The organism is Amycolatopsis keratiniphila (genome assembly GCF_000400635.2).
In the GTDB taxonomy this organism is placed as follows: domain Bacteria; phylum Actinomycetota; class Actinomycetes; order Mycobacteriales; family Pseudonocardiaceae; genus Amycolatopsis; species Amycolatopsis keratiniphila.
Window position 1 is genome coordinate 2,405,662 of sequence record NC_021252.1, and the last position, 18,519, is coordinate 2,424,180.

The 18,519-nt window shown below is 69.7% G+C and carries 16 protein-coding genes; 7 read left to right on the forward strand and 9 right to left on the reverse strand.

Features of this window, described 5'->3' with window-relative positions:
- Positions 1 to 78 precede the first annotated feature (78 nt).
- From AORI_RS52225 to AORI_RS52240, 4 genes are all read left to right on the forward strand, one after another.
- Positions 79 to 1,581, forward strand: a complete 1,503-nt coding sequence (locus AORI_RS52225; protein ID WP_016332628.1) for a serine/threonine-protein kinase — start codon at positions 79 to 81, stop codon at positions 1,579 to 1,581.
- A 110-nt stretch (positions 1,582 to 1,691) separates the two neighbouring features.
- On the forward strand, positions 1,692 to 2,705 hold the full coding sequence (gene dapA, locus AORI_RS52230) for a 4-hydroxy-tetrahydrodipicolinate synthase (RefSeq protein WP_043847989.1): 1,014 nt from the start codon (positions 1,692 to 1,694) through the stop codon (positions 2,703 to 2,705).
- The gene (locus AORI_RS52235; RefSeq protein ID WP_043847990.1) at positions 2,702 to 4,399 is read left to right on the forward strand and encodes a ribonuclease J; all 1,698 of its coding nucleotides are present in this window, start codon (positions 2,702 to 2,704) and stop codon (positions 4,397 to 4,399) included. The genes dapA and AORI_RS52235 overlap by 4 nt, the downstream gene beginning before the upstream one ends.
- A 322-nt stretch (positions 4,400 to 4,721) precedes the next feature.
- Complete coding sequence (locus AORI_RS52240) at positions 4,722 to 6,281, forward strand: VWA domain-containing protein (RefSeq protein WP_046199769.1); 1,560 nt, start codon at positions 4,722 to 4,724, stop codon at positions 6,279 to 6,281.
- On the opposite strand, the gene AORI_RS52245 is transcribed toward AORI_RS52240, so the two are convergent.
- The gene (locus tag AORI_RS52245; RefSeq protein ID WP_016332631.1) at positions 6,211 to 7,620 is read right to left on the reverse strand and encodes an amino acid permease; all 1,410 of its coding nucleotides are present in this window, start codon (positions 7,618 to 7,620) and stop codon (positions 6,211 to 6,213) included. The genes AORI_RS52240 and AORI_RS52245 overlap by 71 nt on opposite strands.
- Before the next feature lie 153 nt (positions 7,621 to 7,773).
- Between AORI_RS52245 and AORI_RS52250 the strand changes: the two genes are divergently transcribed.
- A complete protein-coding gene (locus AORI_RS52250; RefSeq protein WP_016332632.1) occupies positions 7,774 to 8,364 on the forward strand; it encodes a DUF305 domain-containing protein in 591 nt (196 codons plus the stop codon).
- Here the strand turns inward: AORI_RS52250 and AORI_RS52255 are convergent.
- The 6 genes from AORI_RS52255 to AORI_RS52280 all read right to left on the reverse strand — a co-directional run bounded on the left by AORI_RS52255 (position 8,341) and on the right by AORI_RS52280 (position 13,842).
- Positions 8,341 to 9,312, reverse strand: coding sequence for an EamA family transporter (locus AORI_RS52255; RefSeq protein ID WP_043848682.1), 972 nt, complete (start codon positions 9,310 to 9,312; stop codon positions 8,341 to 8,343). The two genes, AORI_RS52250 and AORI_RS52255, sit on opposite strands and share 24 nt — an antisense overlap.
- 541 nt (positions 9,313 to 9,853) lie before the next feature.
- Positions 9,854 to 10,402 carry a hypothetical protein gene (locus tag AORI_RS52260; RefSeq protein WP_016332634.1) on the reverse strand — a complete coding sequence of 183 codons (549 nt, stop codon included), beginning with the start codon at positions 10,400 to 10,402 and terminating at the stop codon, positions 9,854 to 9,856.
- A 71-nt stretch (positions 10,403 to 10,473) separates the two neighbouring features.
- Positions 10,474 to 12,009, reverse strand: coding sequence for an alpha/beta hydrolase (locus tag AORI_RS52265; protein ID WP_016332635.1), 1,536 nt, complete (start codon positions 12,007 to 12,009; stop codon positions 10,474 to 10,476).
- Positions 12,009 to 12,299, reverse strand: coding sequence for a hypothetical protein (locus tag AORI_RS52270; protein WP_016332636.1), 291 nt, complete (start codon positions 12,297 to 12,299; stop codon positions 12,009 to 12,011). The genes AORI_RS52265 and AORI_RS52270 overlap by 1 nt, the downstream gene beginning before the upstream one ends.
- 70 nt (positions 12,300 to 12,369) lie before the next feature.
- The gene (wrbA, locus tag AORI_RS52275) at positions 12,370 to 12,984 is read right to left on the reverse strand and encodes an NAD(P)H:quinone oxidoreductase (protein ID WP_016332637.1); all 615 of its coding nucleotides are present in this window, start codon (positions 12,982 to 12,984) and stop codon (positions 12,370 to 12,372) included.
- 48 nt (positions 12,985 to 13,032) lie between these two features.
- The gene (locus tag AORI_RS52280; protein WP_016332638.1) at positions 13,033 to 13,842 is read right to left on the reverse strand and encodes a lysophospholipid acyltransferase family protein; all 810 of its coding nucleotides are present in this window, start codon (positions 13,840 to 13,842) and stop codon (positions 13,033 to 13,035) included.
- A 298-nt stretch (positions 13,843 to 14,140) separates the two neighbouring features.
- Here AORI_RS52280 and AORI_RS52285 point away from each other — a divergent pair, with 298 nt between their 5' ends.
- Together AORI_RS52285 and AORI_RS52290 are read left to right on the forward strand one after the other, a co-directional pair.
- Positions 14,141 to 16,468 (forward strand): DNA translocase FtsK, encoded by a 2,328-nt coding sequence (locus AORI_RS52285; protein ID WP_016332639.1) that lies wholly within the window; start codon positions 14,141 to 14,143, stop codon positions 16,466 to 16,468.
- A gap of 58 nt (positions 16,469 to 16,526) precedes the next feature.
- Positions 16,527 to 16,985: a hypothetical protein gene (locus AORI_RS52290; protein WP_016332640.1), complete on the forward strand. Its 459-nt coding sequence runs from the start codon at positions 16,527 to 16,529 to the stop codon at positions 16,983 to 16,985.
- Here AORI_RS52290 and AORI_RS52295 read toward each other — a convergent pair.
- Complete coding sequence (locus AORI_RS52295; protein WP_016332641.1) at positions 16,982 to 17,623, reverse strand: nitroreductase family protein; 642 nt, start codon at positions 17,621 to 17,623, stop codon at positions 16,982 to 16,984. The two genes, AORI_RS52290 and AORI_RS52295, sit on opposite strands and share 4 nt — an antisense overlap.
- Before the next feature lie 11 nt (positions 17,624 to 17,634).
- On the reverse strand, positions 17,635 to 18,480 hold the full coding sequence (locus AORI_RS52300) for an alpha/beta fold hydrolase (RefSeq protein ID WP_016332642.1): 846 nt from the start codon (positions 18,478 to 18,480) through the stop codon (positions 17,635 to 17,637).
- Between the last annotated feature and the right edge of the window lie 39 nt (positions 18,481 to 18,519).

The following is an 18,519-nucleotide window of genomic DNA, read 5'->3' on the forward strand; positions in this document are numbered from 1 at the left end:
CCAGCCGGGCGAAGGAACCTTTCGGGACGCGAACGGGTCCGAGTTAGCATCCTGCGCGAACCGAAGGAGCACCGAACCTTGACCGACGAACAGACCCGTCCGTACGGGCCGCCCCAGCAGACGCAGCAGGCCACCGGCGCGCGGATCGTCGCCGGCCGATACGCCCTGCTGGGCGAGCTCGGCCGCGGCGGGATGGGCATCGTCTGGCGTGCGCAGGACCAGGTGATCGGCCGCCAGGTGGCGATCAAGGAGCTCAAGTTCCCGAATGCCCCCGAGGACGCCTCGGTGCTGTCGGAGCGGATGCTGCGCGAGGTCCGCTCCGGTGGCCGCCTCAACGACCCGGCCGTCGTCACCGTGTACGACGTCGTCACCGAGAACGGCGCCACCTACATCGTGATGGAGCTGGTCGAGGCGCCGACGCTGGCCGACCTGGTGCGCGAACGCGGGCCGCTGCCCGCCCAGCAGGTCGCGCTGGTGGGGGAGCGGGTGCTGTCCGCGCTGCGGGCCGCGCACGCCGCCGGGATCGTGCACCGCGACGTCAAACCCGCGAACATCATGGTCGCGCCGGACGGCCGGGTGAAGCTCACCGACTTCGGCATCGCGCACGCCGCCGACGACCCGCGCCTGACCACCAGCGGCATGATCGTCGGCTCGCCCGCGTTCATGGCGCCGGAACGGGTCGAGGGCCGCGACGCGATGCCCGAATCGGACCTCTGGTCGCTGGGCACGACGCTGTTCTTCGCCGCGGAAGGCATCGTCGCGTTCGAACGGTCGACCACCGCCGCGACCCTGCACGCGATCATGACCGAGGCGCCGTACCTGACCCGGGTCCAGGGCCCGCTGGCCGCCGCGATCCTCGGCCTGCTGGTCACCAAACCCGAGGCGCGGATGTCGTACGACCAGGTGCGCAGCCTGCTCGCGGCCGCGCAGGGTGTGCAGGCCCAGCCGACGCCGCCCTCGGGTGGCACGGCGATGATGCCGCAGTCCGGCCAGCCGCTGACCCGGCTCGCTCCGGCCCCGGCGAAGCGCAACCTGCGCCCGCTGTGGCTGAGCCTCGTCGCGGTCGCCGTGATCGGCGCCCTGGTCGGCGGGATCTTCCTCGGCCGCTGGATGGCCGCGCCCGAGGGGAATTCGCAGGCGCAGCCGACGCTGACCTACGGCATCAACGGCCAGGTCAAGCTCGGTTCGTCGGGGGACTGCTACAACGTGCCGCTCAAAGAGGGCATCAACCTGAACGACGGGGTCAGCTGCGACAAGGACCACCTGCTGGAGATCTTCGCCAAGCGGGCCCTGCTCGAAGTCGAGTCCCCCAGCGACGACGACGCGCAGATTGTCGACTATCCAGGGGCGGAAACGGTCAACCGGATCGCCGAGGCGACCTGCTCGGCGACCTTCAACTCGAAGGTCGTGCCCGCGGCGCAGCGGGCCTCGCTGACCTGGCGGGCGCTCGTCCCGACCGAGGCGGAATGGAATCGGTCGCCCAACGAGGAGGTCCGCGACTATTCGCGGGGCTACTACTGCCTGCTCGCCAAGACCGACGGGAGCCAGATCCCCTCTCAGATCACGACCAAGGTCAAATAGCTCACAGAGAGTTTGCGCCGAGTTCGCCCTCATCGCGGAAAATCTCCCGCATTCGGCGGGAACGACCACGTCGGCAAGGGTTCGGCGCTCGCAGGAGGTACCTTCACAGCATGTCCACTCCACCCACCGCAGCGCCGGGAAGACCGTTCGGGCGCGTGCTCACCGCGATGGCCACCCCCTTCGACGCCGACGGGGCGCTGGACCTGAAGCGAGCCCAGGAGCTGGCCGAACACCTCGTGGAACTGGGCAACGACGGTCTCGTCGTGAACGGCACGACGGGGGAGAGCCCCACCACCACCGACGCCGAGAAGGCCGAGCTGGTCCGCGCCGTCGTCGAGGCCGTCGGCGACCGCGCGACGATCGTCGCCGGGGCGGGCACGAACAACACCGCGCACAGCATCGAGCAGGCGAAGCAGGCCGAAGCGGCAGGCGCCCACGGCATCCTCGTCGTCACGCCGTACTACTCGCGGCCCAGCCAGGCCGGGCTCTACGCGCACTTCACCACGGTCGCCGACGCCTCCGGCCTGCCCGTGATGCTCTACGACATCCCGCCGCGCTCGATCGTGCCCATCGAGGTCGACACGCTGCTGCGGCTCGCCGAGCACCCGCGCATCCTCGCGGTCAAGGACGCCAAGGGCGACCTGATCGCCGGCTCCGAGGTCATCGCGAACTCGCAGCTCGCCTACTACTCCGGTGACGACGGCCTCAACCTGCCGTGGGTCTCGGTCGGCGGCGCGGGCGTGGTCAGCGTGATCGGGCACGTCGTGGCGGGCCGGATCCGCGGCATGATGGACGCCTACGAATCCGGCGACACCTCCACCGCGCGCACCAACCACCGCGGCATGCTGCCGGTCCTGCGGGCGATGTCCCGCGTCGGCGGGGTCGCGTTCTCGAAGGCGGCGCTGAAGCTGCGCGGATTCGACATCGGCGACCCGCGGCTGCCCATCGTGGCCGCGAACGACGAGCAGCTCCAGGCGATTTCCGCGGATCTCGCCCAGGGGGGCGTGCCGCTCGGGGAAAGCGCGGCCAGTGACTGGCATGGTGCACGGGTGGCACAAGCAGATTCAGCGGCGGCCTACACGGCGCCGACCTCACATACCAGCGTAGGGACCATGCCTCGGTGAGTTCATTGCCAACCGGACCCGGACCGACCACCCCACCGCCCGCGCTGCCCGAAGGCGCCTTGCGCGTGGTCGCGCTCGGCGGGATCGGCGAAGTCGGCCGCAACATGACCGTCTTCGAATTCGACGGCCGTCTGCTGATCGTCGACTGCGGGGTTCTCTTCCCCGAGGACGACCAGCCCGGCGTCGACCTGATCCTGCCCGACTTCCGCGCGATCGAAGACCGCCTCGAAGACATCGACGGTCTCGTCCTCACCCACGGGCACGAGGACCACATCGGCGCCGTCCCGTTCCTGCTGCGGCTCGTGCCGGACCTGAAGATCTACGGTTCCCGGTTCACGAACGCGCTGCTCGCGGCCAAGGCCAAGGAGCACCGCCAGCGGCCGAACCTGATCGAGGTCCGCGAGGGCGAGCGGCGCAAGGTCGGCGAGTTCGACCTGGAGTTCTTCGCGGTCAACCACTCGATCCCGGACGCGCTCGCGGTGGCCATCCGCACGCCGGCGGGCGTCGTGCTGCACACCGGCGACATCAAGCTCGACCAGCTCCCGCTCGACGGCAGGCTGACCGACCTCGCCGGGTTCTCCCGGCTCGGTGACGAGGGCGTGGACCTGTTCTGCGTCGACTCGACCAACGCCGAGGTGCCCGGTTTCGTCATGCCGGAACGCGACATCGGCCCGGTGCTCGACGACGTCGTCCGCAAGGTCGGCCAGCGCGTCATCGTGGCCTGTTTCGCGAGCCACGTGCACCGGGTCCAGCAGGTGCTCGACGCGGCCGTGCGGCACGGGCGCCGGGTCGCGTTCGTCGGCCGTTCGATGGTCCGGAACATGGGCATCGCGGCCGAGCTCGGCCTGCTGAACGTGCCCGACGGTCTGCTGGTCAACCTCGACCAGGCCAGTGACCTGCCCGAGGGCAAGGTGCTGTTCGTGTCGACCGGTTCGCAGGGCGAGCCGCTGTCGGCGCTGTCGCGGATGGCGCGCGGCGAGCACCGGCAGATCTCGATCCGCGCCGGCGACACCGTCGTCCTGGCCAGCTCGATGATCCCGGGCAACGAGACCGCGGTCTTCGGTGTGGTCAACGGCCTCACCCGGCTCGGAGCCAACGTCGTGCACCAGGGCAACGCCAAGGTGCACGTGTCCGGGCACGCGTCCGCGGGCGAGCTGCTGTACCTGTACAACGCGGTGCGCCCCAGCAACGTCATGCCGGTGCACGGCGAGTGGAAACACTTGCGCGCCAACGGAGAGCTGGCCGTGCGTACCGGTGTCGCCCCGGAGAACGTGGTGATCGCCGAGGACGGCGTCGTGGTCGACCTCGTCGACGGCAAGGCCACGCGGACCGGCCGGGTCGAGGTCGGGCACGTGTACGTCGACGGCCTGTCGGTCGGTGACGTCGGCGAGTCGACCCTGTCCGACCGGCTCGTGCTCGGCGAGGGCGGGTTCATCGCCATCACCGTCGCCGTGGACACCAGCACCGGCCGCGCGGTGACGCGGCCGACGGTGTCCGGACGCGGGTTCTCCGACGACCCGAAGGCGCTCGACGCCGTGGTCCCGATGGTGGAGATGGAACTCGCCAGGACCGAGGCCGAGGGCATCACCGACACGCACCGCATCGCGCAGGCCGTGCGCCGCGTCGTCGGCCGCTGGGTCGCCGACACCTACCGGCGCCGCCCGATGATCGTGCCGACGGTCATCCCCGTCTAGTCAGTGCCCTCGTGAGTGGCGTTTCGGGTTCTAACCCGAAACGCCACTCACGAGGCGGGACGCGAGCAGCAGCGCGAAGGCGACCGTGATCGCCTGACCGAAGAGGGCGTTGCGTGCTTTGCGCTGTTCCGCACGGGTGGGCCGGTTCATCACGAATTCCCCCGGTTTCGAGTGCTTTCCTTACCCGGCAAGTGTTTCGCGAGCCGCTCCGGCGCACCTCCCGCCTCGGTAGGGTCTCTCTACGCCGAAAGTCGTAGCCTTCCCCTAGGGGTGCTCTCGGCGTACCCTCGGACGCTCCTCGAGCCCCATGCCGGGAGAGCCGATGGGACGCCACGCCACCACCCGGACCCGAAGACGGATACTGGTGCCGCTGCTGGCGCTCGCGCTGGCGGCCGTGCTCGGCGCGGCCACCTGGGTCGCCGTGGCCATGGAGCGATCCGAACCCGACTGCGAGCCCGAGCGGGTGGTCGTCGCGGCGTCGCCCGACATCGCCCCCGCCGTCGAGGAGGCGGCGGGCGCCCTCCAACTCGCGTGTGTCACGTTCGACGTCCAGCCCAGGGAATCGCTCCAGCTGGCGGACGAGCCGGCCGGAACCGCGCCCAAGCCCCAGGCCTGGATCCCGTCGTCGACGCTGTTCTTGAGGCGCGCCGACGGGGTTCCCGCCTCCGGGCCGTCGATCGCCAGTTCGCCCGTGGTGCTCGCGGTCGCGGAACCGGTCGCGCAGGCGCTCGGCTGGCCGCGCAAGCCGCTGACGTGGCCGGAGGTGCTCGGCGGAGCCGGTGTCGTCGCCGGGATGCCGGACCCGGTACGCGATCCCGCCGGTGTTTCCGCGCTGCTGGCGCTCCGAGAGGTCACGAAGGACGCGCCGGATCCCGCCGCCGCGTACGTCGCCCTGCTCCGGAAGTTCTCCGCCACGACAACGGGTGCGACGGTGTTCCCCGCGTCGGAGAACGCGGTGCTGCGGCACAATTCCGCGCTTTCCGAAGGCGAGGCCGCGTTGGTGGCCGCGTACGAGCCCGCGGCTCCGGCGCTCGACTACCCGTTCGTCGAGATCGCGGGAGCGACCCCGCGGCAGGCCGAGGCGGTCGCCGGACTGAAACGCGCCCTGCTCTACGGCGCCGCGACCGGCCCGCGGTCCGAGCTGCGTGCTCCGGGAGGACAAGCGTTGCGGCTACCCGAAACCGATCGGCGCGTCGAGACGCACGGGCAGCGCAGTGCCGAAATCCCGGCGGCCGCCGACGTCGACAAGGCGCTCAGTCACTGGGCCGCGGTGAACGCGAGCGCCCGGGTCCAGGTGCTGATCGACGTGTCCGGATCGATGAGCGCGCCGGTCCCGGGAACCGGGAAGTCCCGCCTGGCGATCACGCTGGAGGCGGCGGAGAACGCCCTGCACTTGTTCAAACCCACGTCACAGGTCCGTTTCCTGGCCTTCGCGACCAAAGTGGACGGTGAGCGGGACTACCGGGAGATCCTGCCGATGGCGCCGGTCGGGCGGCAGCTGGCGGCGGTCGGCCGGTTGCGCGCCGTCCGCGCCGTGCCGGACGGGCAGACCGGGCTCTACGACAGCGTCCTCGACGTCCAACGGCTGGCGCACAAGGAATTCGAGCGTGGGAAGCTGAACCTCGTCATCGTGATGACCGACGGCCGCAACACCGATCCTGGCGGGATCAGCCGCGAGAACCTGGTGGCCGAGCTGGAAAAGCTGCGTGACCGGGAGCGTCCGGTGCCGTTGATCGCCATCGGGATCGGCCCGGACGCCGACGAGACCGAGCTCGGGCAGCTCGTCGCGCCCGCCGGTGGCCAGGCCTTCCTCAGCCGTGATCCCGCGAAGATCGAAGAGGTGTTTTACGGGGCTCTCGGCCGGATCGCCGGCGCTGGATGAAGTAGACGGCGAGGATCACCGCCAGGCTGATCAGGCTCAGGTAGAGCTGGGCCCGCGTGTCGTCGTCCACGAACAACATCGACGCGACCACGGCCAGCGTTCCGGCTAGGGTGAGCCAGCTCAACCACGGGTAGCCCCACATGCGGAGTTTCAGCCGTTCCGGCGCTTCGGCCTCCAGGCGCCGCCGCATCCGCAGCTGCGATCCGGCGATGATCGCGTAGACGAACAACGCGACCGCGCCGGCGGAGTTGATGATGAAGTAGAAGATCTTGTCCGGGGACACGAAGTTCATCACCACGGCCACGTAACCGACCGAAGTCGACACCAGGATCGCCTTCCACGGGACGCCGCGCCGGTTCGTGTCCGCGATCCACTTCGGCGCCCAGCCGTTGCCGCGCAACGCGAACAACATCCGGGAAGCGGTGTACAGCCCCGAATTCAGCACCGACAGCACGGCCGTCAGCACCACCGCGCTGACCACCGTCTCGGCGGCGGGGATGCCGAACCGGCCGAAGGCGGCGGCGAACGGGCTGGTCGTGGTCGGGATGTCACGCCAGCCGGTGATCATCACCAGCAGGGTCACGGAGCCGACGTAGAACACGATGACCCGCCACACGATCGACGAGGTCGCCTTGCGTACGGCGGTCTCGGGCTCCCGCGATTCGGCGGCGGCGATGGTGACGATCTCCGCGCCGAAGTAGGAGAAGATCACGATCACCACCCCGTGCACCACCGAAAACGGGCCGTTGGCCAGGAAACCGTCCTGCGCGATGTTGCCGACCGAGAACGAGCCGCCGGGCCAGGCGCCGAGCACGAACAGGATGCCCACCACCAGGAACACCACGATCGTGGCGATCTTGACCGACGCGAGCCAGAACTCCGTCTCCCCGAACGAACGGGCGGAGGCGAGGTTCGTCGCGGTCAGCAGCAGCATCAGCACCAGCGAGAAGATCCATTGCGGCACAACGGGAATCCAGGTCTGGAGGATCTTCGCGCCGGCGACGGCCTCGAACGCGACCACGCCGACCCAGAAGTACCAGTACAGCCAGCCGACGGTGAAGCCCGCCCAGCCGCCGAGCGACGTCCGCGCGTACTCCATGAAGGACCCTTGCGACGGCGAAGCGGTCGCCATCTCGCCGAGCATCCGCATCACCAGTACGACGATGAGCCCGCCGATGGCGTAGGAGAGGACGGCCGCCGGGCCGACGGTGTGGATGACCGCGCCGCTGCCGATGAACAGGCTCGCGCCGATGATGCCGCCGAGAGCGATCATCCGGACGTGGCGTTGCCGCAGGTCCGGGCGCAGACCCGACCGTTCGCGCGTGGTTTCGGAGTCCATGTCGCGGTTACCTCCTGTCGGAGCGGCGGCGGATCGCGGGATTGTCGCACCGTGGGCCGGGGAGGAAAAGTGTTTGCGCAACCCCAGGTGAACCGGCCGATGTGGACTCTGCCAACCTAGGCACCTCCACCGCGCGTTCCGAGGAGCTCTTCGATGCCGCACGCCGTCCTCCGGTTCCTGCCCGCCGTCGCCCTGGCCGCCGTCGTGCTCGCGGGCTGCTCGGACGAGGCGCCCCAGTCACAGACGGCGCCTCCCGGGTCGTCCCCGGTGGCACAGCAGGCCGCCGTTCCGTTCAACGACGCGGATCTCGCCTTCGCGCGGCAGGCCCTCGCGCATCATCAGCAGGGCATGGATCTGGCTTCCCTGGCCGAATCCCGCGCGGCGAACGATCAGCTGAAGGCGCTCGCGAAGCGGATCATCGACACGCACGAACCGGAGATCGCGCGGCTCTCCAAGCTCATCGAGGCGTGGGGGCAGCCCGCGCCGGACGACCCGAACCTCGAACACGTCCAGCGCGACGGATACGTCAGCCCCGGCGACATGGCGCAACTGGCCGGACTGTCCGGAAAGGACTTCGACCGCCAGTTCGTCGCGCGGTTGCTGCGCCAGCGCGAGGCGGGCGTCCGCATCGCCGACACCGAGACCCAGCACGGCCGCAACCCCGACGCCCGCGATCTCGCCGCGACGACTTCGCGTTCGCAGCAGCAGGAGATCGGCGAACTACGGGGCTTCCAGCAGGGTTGAGTCCGTCTGGACCACGTTCGAATTCAGCTGGACGATGTACGCGCCGGTCAGCAGCACCACCGCGCCGGCGGCCTGGATCCAGCTGAGCGCCTCGCCCAGCAACAGCCAGGCCGCGGCGGCGGCGATCAACGGCTCGACCAGCCCGACGACGCTCGCCACCGACGCCGGGAGATGACGCAGCGCCGCCATACCCGTCGCGTAGGCGAGGACGGTCGCGATCAGCACCAGCGCGATCAGCAACGACCACACCGGCGGCTCCCACGGCCCGAACGACGTCGGCGCGCCGAGGACACCCCACGGGATCGTCCACGGCGGGGCGACCGCGCACACCAGGACCGCGCCGATCGTCATCCCCCAGGTGACCATGCCGAGCGGATCCCGGTCCGCGACGCCGCGCTCGCCGAGGAGGAAGTAACCCGCCGAACAGACGGCCGCGCCGAGCCCGGCGAGCAACCCGAGGACGTCCAGGCTGAGCCCCTCCCAGACCTGGGCGACCAGCACGAGCCCCGTCATCGCCAGCGCGATCCCCGCCCACATCGCCCTCGGCAGCCGCACGCGGCGCACGAACCGCACCCACAGCGCGATCAGCACCGGCGAGGTGAACTCGAGCAGGATCGCGATCCCGACCGGGATCCGGCCCGCCGCCAGGAAGTACATGAGCTGGACGCCCGCGACCCCGAGCGAGCCGTACGCGAGCAGCAGCGGCCACTCGTTCTTCGTGACTTTGAGGAGCTTCGGCCGGAAAACGGCGACCAGGGTGAGCAACACGATCGCCGACAGCCCGATGCGGATCGCCGCGACCTGCTCCGGCGACATCCCGGCCTGCATCGCCGGTTTGCCCAGCACACCCGAGGTGCCGAAGAAGAGCGCGGCGAGCAGGATCAGCGTGATGCCCCGGCCGCGATGCGCGACGTGCTGGCTGGGGGCGGCGGCGAGTTCGGCGGTCACGGCCGGAGGGTAGAGGCCGGGTGACGGCGGGGCGACCCGTTTTCCCAACCGCTGGTCTCCAGCTGGGCCCGCGGGCGTGGCGTGAGGGAAGGCGTGACTCGCGTGATCCGGGACGTGACTCGCGTGATTGGAGGCCGCACTCGCGTGTTCCGCCGCTGATCACGCGAGTTTCGCCTTCGATCACGTGAGTGCCGTTCCCCGTCCTAGTGAATGGCGATTCGGGTTCCGCGGCTGCCTGGCGCGACGATGGAGGATTTGGGACGTTCAACGTCCCAATTTCTCCATCGTCGCCAGGGACGCACGGCCTTGGACCTTGATCAACGGAAGGTTCGGGACACTCAACGTCCCCGATCCTCCCGTTGATCAAGGTCGCGAGGCGCGACCGGTGGCAGACGAGGTGACGGGGGAGGATTCCGGACGTTGAACGGCCGGAATCCTCCCCCGTCGACCACCAATCACACCAGAGGGTAGGTAAATACGAGTCGGTTAGAGCCGTCTTTACCACTCATATGCATCAGCAGTCACAGTGGCAGGCGGGCGGTCAGAAGGAGGTGCCGCCGTCGGTCCAGTTCGTCTGGGCGAAGTCCTCGTCGTCCACGGGGGCGCGACGCGGTTTGCGCACGGGTTCCGGCTCCGGGGGAGCGGCGACCGGCTGCTCGGGCGCGGTGGCTTCGAGGGCCTGGGGTTCGGGGGTGCCGTTCGGCCAGACGCAGGGGGAAGTGGCGCCGACGTAGAACTTGCCGAGATCGTTCGCCTTGATCGACATGTCGAAGGCATCGCCGGTGTTGCGGGCGAAGACGTACTGATCCGTCGGCCGGGAGTCGGTCAGGATCTTGAACGCGTGCGACTCCCACCACTGGGTGATCGCCGTGAAGTGTTCGGCGAAGCTCGCGGAGTCCAGGCCGACGATCTCGTAGGTCGCGGAGATTTCGAAGCGGCCCAGCGGGCCTTTGTCCGTCGGGTCCGTGCATTCCGAACGGTTCCGCGTGAACGGCTTCAACTCGGCACCGGCGGGCAACGCCGACAGCGCGCCTTGGATGTACTGCTCGACCTTGTCGCGAGCCTGCTGTTCGGTGATCGTCGATTCCATGTCGTCCCCACCTCCAGGGGAACAGGCCGCCGAGAACATCAGCGAGGCGAGGATGAATGTGAAGGCCCGGTTCACGTCGTCGGTTTCCCGGCGATGATCTGGCCGAGATTGTTGAGCGACGGGTTGTTGTCTTCCCAGTATTCGCTGTGCGCTTCCTTGCTGTACCCACCCCACCCGTCCGTGCCCGGCGCCGACGTGAACACCTGCCCGCCGAAGTCCGCGTCGGCCGGGTCCTGGCCGAGGATCGGGTCGTACCCGGCGATCTCGAGGTTCGCCAGGTTGATCATGTCGTGTTCGGCCACCGTCGCGTGCACGTGCTTGCCGATCTCGTCCTGATTCACCCCGTCGAGATGCAGTTCGCTCACGTCGTGCGCGCCGACGCCGGGGCTCGCCACGAAGACGAGTTCGTCCGCGGCGAGGCCGCCGTCGACGGCGGCGTGCCCGACGACGGTGGTGCCGTAGCTGTGCCCCATCACCGTGTTGTGCGAGGGCGCTCCCTGATGCGTTTCCCGTAGCCCGTCTTGGAATTGCGCGAGGGCCGCCTTGCCACCGTCGGCGTACTTGGGGCTCGCGGCGTCGGTGATCTCGTTCGGCGCGTCGTAGCCGAGCCAGGTGATCACAGCGGTCGAGGGGGAGCCCGACGTGGTCGCCGCGGCCCACATCTTGTCGGACCGGTTGAGGTCGCCGCCGATCTTCGACAGCTCAGAGCCGGTCCCCGGCACGTACGTCGCCACGTTCACCGCCGTGTCGGGATTCCCCGCCGAAACGATCGCCTTCCCGTCGCCGCCGGTGTCCAACCCCAGCAGGAACGCCTGCGGGTCCGACCGGTCCAGCCGCTGTTGGATCGCTTCCAGACCCCTGAGTTTGGGATCGCCTTGGAGTCGTGCGATCTCGCGGGCGAGGACGGCGCGGTTGGCGGCGTCACGGTCGGCCGCCGGGATACCGTCGAGATTCCCGACGAGACCTGGATTTCCTTGCAGCAGAGCGACTTTCGCCGTGTCCGACAGGCTCGCCCACCACGCCTTGTTGTCGCCGGGCGTGCCGTTCTCCGGTGGGCCGATGATCGACAGGCCGCTTTGCGCGGCTCCGGCGTCGGCCGCTTGGGCGAGCGTGCCGCCACCCTGTTCGGTGATCTCGCCGCGAAGGGCCCGCCGCAGGATCTCGGCGAAATCGGCGTCGACGTCGGTCGCGCGGCGCAGGCCCTGTTCGACCCTGTCCGCCAGTTCCGCCATCACACGGGGCTGGTCGGGCGACGGGACACCCGCCGGCGTGATCTCGCCGCCGGGACCGATGGCCAGCCCGTTCCGTCGCGCCAGTTCGTCGGTCTCCCGCACGAAAGCGACGATCCGGTCCAGCGCGATCTGCACCTCGTGCGCGCCTCGCCGGACCGCGGCCGCCTGGGCGACGAGTCCCTCCAGGGTGGAGGTCAGCGATTCGCCTCGCGTCGACGCGGCGATGGCCGCGTCACCGGTCCAGCCGGTGAAGCGCGCCATGGCATCGACGTCGTCGTTCGCGGCGATGATCCGGGTGCAGCCGTCGTTGAGCGCGTCGGCGACCTGGCCGATCGCGGCCGGATCCCACTGGCGCACCTCACCCCAGGTGAGCATCAGACGGCGAGTTCCCGTGACGCCGCCAGCTCGTTGGCGCGGTAGCGGACGGCCGCTTCGTCGAGCCGTTCGGCGTAGTCCGCGGTGTTCCGCGCCCACCCGGGCACCGCGCGCCCCCAGACATCGGCGAGCAGCCGGGCCGCTTCACCGGAAACGCCACCCGGCAAGCCCGCCGCGACACCGGCGAGCGTTGCCGCGAGGTCCACCTTCCCGACGTCGGCCGAAGCCCGTTTCGCCGCGTCTGATGCCGCGCCGATCGCCGCCAAGGCCACCTCGTACCCGCCGGTCATCCCGCTTCCTCCCCGTAGCGTGACGCTGTGTGACCACCCTACGACGCGGGAGATGGACACGCGGTTCCCTTCACCCGTCCTTGAAAAGCCCGTCGGCGATGTAGCGCGAGACGGTGGCGAGCCGTCGCCCCTGCAGACGGAGGGCGTCCAGGGCGAGATCGTCGGGTTCGGCGGACTTGCGCGAGACGAACGAGCCGCCGTACGGATTGCCCGATTCGAGCAGGTGGGGATCGGCGTAGCCGAGCGGCAGGACGATGGCGCCCCAGTGGTAGAAGATGTTGTTCGTGGCCAGCACGGTCGATTCGAGCCCGCCGTGCGCGGTGGACGCGGTGGTGAACGACGTCGCGACCTTGTTCACGAGCTTTCCCTTGGCCCACAGGCCACCGGTGCTGTCCAAAAAAGACTTCAGCTGCGCGGCCGGCCCGCCGAACCGGGTCGGGCTGCCCGCGGCGAAACCGTCGGCCCACTCCAGGTCTTCCAGCGTCGCCGTCTCGTGGTGCGGCCCCGCGTCCACCCACGCCTGCCAGCGCGGATTGCTCGCCACCGCACCGGGCGGGGCGGTTTCGGGAACCGTGCGGACGCGGACGTCGGCTCCGGCCTCGCGGGCGCCGTCGGCCAGCGCCGACGCCAGTTTCGCGGTGTTGCCGGTCGCGCTGTAGTAGACGACGAGGATGCGGGTGCTCACGTCCGCCGACCCTAGGCGAGCGTGAGCCCCCGTCTCAGGATCCGGGACTCAGTGCTTCTTCCAGGGGCTGACGGTGTCCGTCGGCCGCGTCGGGTCGTGGAATCGGGGCTTGTCCAGTTCGTCGCGGCGCAGCGGGACCAGGCCGTCGGTGATCGCCTGCATGATCTTGGCGTGCGCGCGGACCCCGGCGCCCGGCCGCTCCGGCTCGACCTCCGACAGGTCCACCGGCTCGCCGAAATGCACCTTGAACCGCGGTCGCCGCATGGGCGCGCTCAGCCCGGACTTGGCGAGCGGCACCAGATCGGCGGGGCCGTTGACGGTCTCCGTCCCCCAGTAGACGGCTTCGTGCGCGCCCCACTGGCTGATCGGGATCACCGGCACCCCGGCGGCCAGCGCCAGCCGCGCCGCGCCGGTCTTGCCGCGCTCCGGCCACAGGCCGGGATCGTGGCTGATCCGGCCCTCGGGGTAGACGATCAGCGGGTCGCGGGTGGTCCGCAGCGCTTCGGCGGCCTCGGCGAACTGGCCGATGGCCGTCGACGCCTGTTTGCGGTCGACCCGCAGGTGACCGCTGACCCGCAGCGCCGGCCCGATGACCGGAGCGTCGAGGATGCCGCCCGCCAGCATGAACCGCGGGTTGATGCCGATCCGTTTGCAGGCCGCCATCAGCACGAACGCGTCGAACACGCCGATGTGGTTGGCCGTCATGAGCAGGGGCTGCCGTCGCAGTTCCGCCGAAACACCGCCGGTCACGGTCAGTTTGCCGACGAAGTTGACCAGCCCCCGGTCGATGTTCAGCATCGTGCGCCAGATGGCCGGGGCGCGGCGAGCCGAATTCTCATCCTGATGCAGCGCGAACATGGGGCAGAGCATGTCATGAACCGCTTTTCACCCGGATGGCCGCTCAAGCTGTGACCTGAGACGAATGTTCCGGATGTGCTCCGAGTGGCGGCCGGGGCTGGAGGGTCGAGACGGCTACCGTGGAGACATGGCTAGCGGGTCGACGACCAGGAAGCGGAGTACGGCGCGAAGCGGCGGCAGCAAGGGGCCGGCGCGAAAGCCGCGTACCCCGGCGAAGCCCAGGTCAACGGCTGCGAGGAAGCCCGCTCCACGACGTCCCGCGCCACGGAAGCGCTCGTCCGGCACGTTCGCCAAGGGCGTGCGCGGCACCTGGAACCTGCTCGCGAAGGGCCTCGGCACCCTCGCGCGGACGGTCGGCCGCGGCCGCGAACTGGAACCCGAGCACCGTCGCGACGGTCTCGCCCTCGGTCTCATCGCGCTTGCGCTGGTGATCGCGTTCGGCGTGTGGTGGCGGGCCGCCGGCCCGATCGGCGGCTGGGTGGAGGTCGGCACCCGCTCGCTGCTGGGCGCCGGAGCGGTGACGCTCCCGCTGGTGCTCACCGTGGTGGCCGTCGCGCTGATGCGGTCGGAGCCGGTGCCCGAGGCCCGGCCGCGGATGGTCATCGGCACCCTGCTGGTGGTGCTGGCGGTGCTCGGCCTGCTGCACATCTTCACCGCGTTGCCCGAGACCAACGACGGCCGGATGTACGCCGGTGGCGTGATCGGCGCGTTCTCCGGCGGCCTGCTGACGATGGGGGTCACCACCTGGGTCGCGGTGCCGCTGCTGGTGCTGGCGCTGCTGTTCGGCACGCTCGTGTTCACCGGGACCCCGGTCCGGGAGATCCCGCACCGCCTGCGCACCTGGGGCCTCGACCCCGAGGAGATCGAGGAGGCCGAGGCCGAGCGCAAGGCCATCCACGAGGAACGCGACGCCGTCACCGAAGCCGACCCGAAATCCGTCCGCCTGCGGAAGCCGTCGCGGCGCCGCCAGGCCACGGGCGACCACGAGGGCGAGCAACTCGACATCGAAGCCGCGCTGGCCGAGGCGCCGACGCCGCTGCGTGCGCCGAAGCCGGCACCCAAGCCTGTCGAGGAAAAGAAGCCGAAGAAGGCCGAGGCTCCGCTGTCGGTCACCAGGACCGTCGAAGGCGACTACAAACTCCCGCCGCCGGACCTGCTGAAGCTCGGCGACGCCCCGAAGTCCCGCAGCAAGGCCAACGACGCCATGATCGAGGCGATCACCGGCGTGCTGGAGCAGTTCAACGTCGACGCGCAGGTCACCGGCTTCACACGGGGCCCGACGGTCACCCGGTACGAGGTCGAACTCGGCCCCGGCGTGAAGGTCGAGAAGATCACCGCGCTGACCAAGAACATCGCCTACGCGGTGGCGACCGACAACGTCCGGCTGCTGGCGCCGATCCCCGGCAAATCCGCGGTCGGCATCGAGGTGCCGAACTCCGACCGCGAGATGGTGCGCCTCGGCGACGTGCTGCGCGCGCCGTCGACGGTCAAGGACAACCACCCGATGGTCATCGGGCTCGGCAAGGACATCGAAGGCCACTTCGTCACCGCGAACCTGACGAAGATGCCGCACCTGCTGGTGGCGGGGTCCACCGGTTCCGGTAAGTCGAGCTTCGTGAACTCGATGCTGGTGTCGCTGCTCGCGCGGTCGACGCCCGACGAGTGCCGGATGATCCTGATCGACCCGAAGATGGTCGAGCTGACCCCGTACGAGGGCATTCCGCACCTGATCACGCCCATCATCACCCAGCCGAAGAAGGCCGCCGCCGCGCTGGCCTGGCTGGTGGAGGAGATGGAGCAGCGGTATCAGGACATGCAGGTCAACAAGGTCCGGCACATCGACGACTACAACAAGAAGGTGCGCTCGGGCGAGATCACCGCGCCGCCGGGCAGCGAGCGCGTGTACGCGCCGTACCCGTACATCATGGCGATCGTCGACGAGCTCGCCGACCTGATGATGACCGCCCCGCGCGACGTCGAGGACGCGATCGTCCGGATCACCCAGAAGGCGCGTGCCGCCGGTATCCACCTGGTGCTGGCGACCCAGCGCCCGTCGGTCGATGTCGTGACCGGCCTGATCAAGACCAACGTGCCGTCGCGGCTGGCGTTCGCGACGTCCTCGCTCACCGACTCGCGGGTCATCCTCGACCAGCCGGGCGCGGAGAAGCTCATCGGTATGGGTGACGCGCTGTACCTGCCGATGGGTGCCGGGAAACCGGTCCGCATCCAGGGCGCCTTCGTCGGTGACGAGGAGATCGCCGCGGTGGTGAACTTCGCCAAGGAGCAGGCGCAGCCGGACTACACCGACGGCGTCACCGCGGCGAAGGCGGGCGAGAAGAAGGAGATCGACTCCGACATCGGCGACGACCTCGACGTGCTGTTGCAGGCCGCCGAGCTGATCGTCACCTCGCAGTTCGGCTCGACGTCGATGCTGCAGCGGAAGCTGCGGGTCGGCTTCGCCAAGGCCGGGCGCCTGATGGACCTGCTGGAAAGCCGGGGGGTCGTCGGTCCTTCGGAGGGCTCGAAGGCTCGGGACGTGCTGATCAAGCCGGAGGAGCTGGAGTCGGTGCTGTTCATGATCCGCGGCGGCGGGGACGCGAACGGCGGCGACGTCTCCGACGACTGAACCGGCCTTTTCGAAAGACCGGTGCAACGGACCGGAGCCTCCGCTACGTCCATGACCCGTGGACCTCAAGAAGCTGCTCGTCGTCCTCTGCGCACTGGCCGGCCTCGCCTGCGGGGCCGGCAGCTCCGCCGCGCGCGAGCAACCCGTGCCGGCCCAGCCCGCGCCGGTGCAACGGCCTCAGCCCGCCCGCGACGCCCAGAACAGCGTCGAGCTGGGGGAGACCGTCGTCCTCAAGACCGGTGACACGACCGAGGTCGCGTCGAAGGACGTCAGCATCCGCTTCGCTCGCCTGGTGTCCGATTCCCGTTGCGCCACGGGAATGGTCTGCGTCTGGGAAGGGGAGGCCGTGGTCGAGCTGACCCTGGCCGAACCGGGACGCGGCGAGCGGACGACGGCGGCCCTCGCCTCCACCGGACGTGGTGGCAGGCAGTCCGTCGAGTTCGCCGCCTGCCGGGTGGACCTGGTCGCCGTGAGTTCGGGGGGCGACCAGGTCACCCTGCGGGTGTCCAAGGCTTAGCTCGGGTTGCCCCACCCGTCGAGATACGCGACTTCGGACAGCGGCACCCGCGCCGCGGGTTTGAAGTCCGGCACCGTCGTGTAGGCGACCGGCAGCAACCCGACCTGCGTGACGTCGGCGGGGATGCCGAGGATTTCGGCCGCCTCCGCCTCGTGGGTCAGGTGATACGTCGTGAGCGTCGAGCCGAGGCCGCGTGACCGCAGCGCCAGCTGGAAGTTCCACACCGCCGGGAAGATCCCGCCGTAGAAGGCGGCGTCGGTCGCGTTGTCGCCGCTCGGCCTGCCGGTCAGGCAGGGGATGACGAACACGGGCACCCGGTCGATCACGTCGATCAGGTGCTGTCCCGAAGCGAAAGCTCGGGCCACCGAGGGCTCGGTGATCGCCTCGCCCAGCGCCGCCGCGTTCGTCTCCAGGTACGCCTTCCCGACCCGGCGGAACAGCTCGGACAGCCGGTCCTTCACGCCCTGATCCCGCACGACGAGCCACCGCCACGCCTGCTGGTTGCCCGGCGTGGGCGCCTGCAGCGCGAGCCGCAGGCACTCGTCGAGCACCTCGGGCTCCACCGGCCGGTCCAGGTCGAGCTTGCGGCGGACCGCTCGCGTCGTGCTGAGCAGATGATCGGTGACCGAGGTGTCCATATGCCGCCTTTCTACAGATGCTTCGCCAGGAAGCGGTCGATCAGCTCGCTGATCGGTTCGAGGTCCTCTTCCAGCGCGAAATGCCCGGTGTCGAAGAGGTGAACCTCCGCCGAGGGGACATCATTCCGGAAAGCCTCGGCGCCCGCCGGGACGAAGAACGGGTCGTTGCGACCCCAGACGGCGAGCACGGGCGGCTGGGCTTCACGCAGCCACGCCTGGAACTCCGGATACGCGGGCGGGTTGTTCCGGTAGTCCCAGAACAGGTCCAGCATCGCCTCGGCCCGCCCGGGCAGGCCGAGGAAGTACTCGTCCAGCAGGTAGTTCGCGGGATCGATGGTCTCCGGATCGCGCGCGCCGGTGTACTGGTAGCGGATCTGTTCCGGTTCGAGGATCGCCTCGAACCCGCGCCGCGCCTCGGCTTCGTCGGTGAGGGACGGGAAGTCCGGCATCGCCGGGCCGAGCCCCTCGACGTAGGCGTTGCCGTTCTGCGTGATCAGCGCCGTGATCTGGGACGGCCGCGAGACGGCCAGCCGCAGGCCGGTCGGAGCGCCGAAATCGAAGACGTAGAGCGCGTACCGCCGCAGTTCCAGCGCGTCCACGAAGTCTCCGACGACCTCCGCGAGCCGGTCGAAGGTGAACGTGAAGCCCTCGGGAGTGACGGTCTGCCCGAAGCCGGGCAGGTCCGGGGCGATGAGCCGCCAGCGTCCGGCGAGACGGCGCATCAGCCGCACGAACTGGTGCGAAGACGTCGGGTAGCCGTGCAGCAGGAGCAGCACGGGCGCGTCGGGGTCGCCGGCTTCGCGATAGAAGACCTCGACGTCGCCGAGCTTGACGGAACGGTGCCGGATGATCGCCATGAGCACTCCCTAATGGTTAAAACTGTCTCGAACCATTAG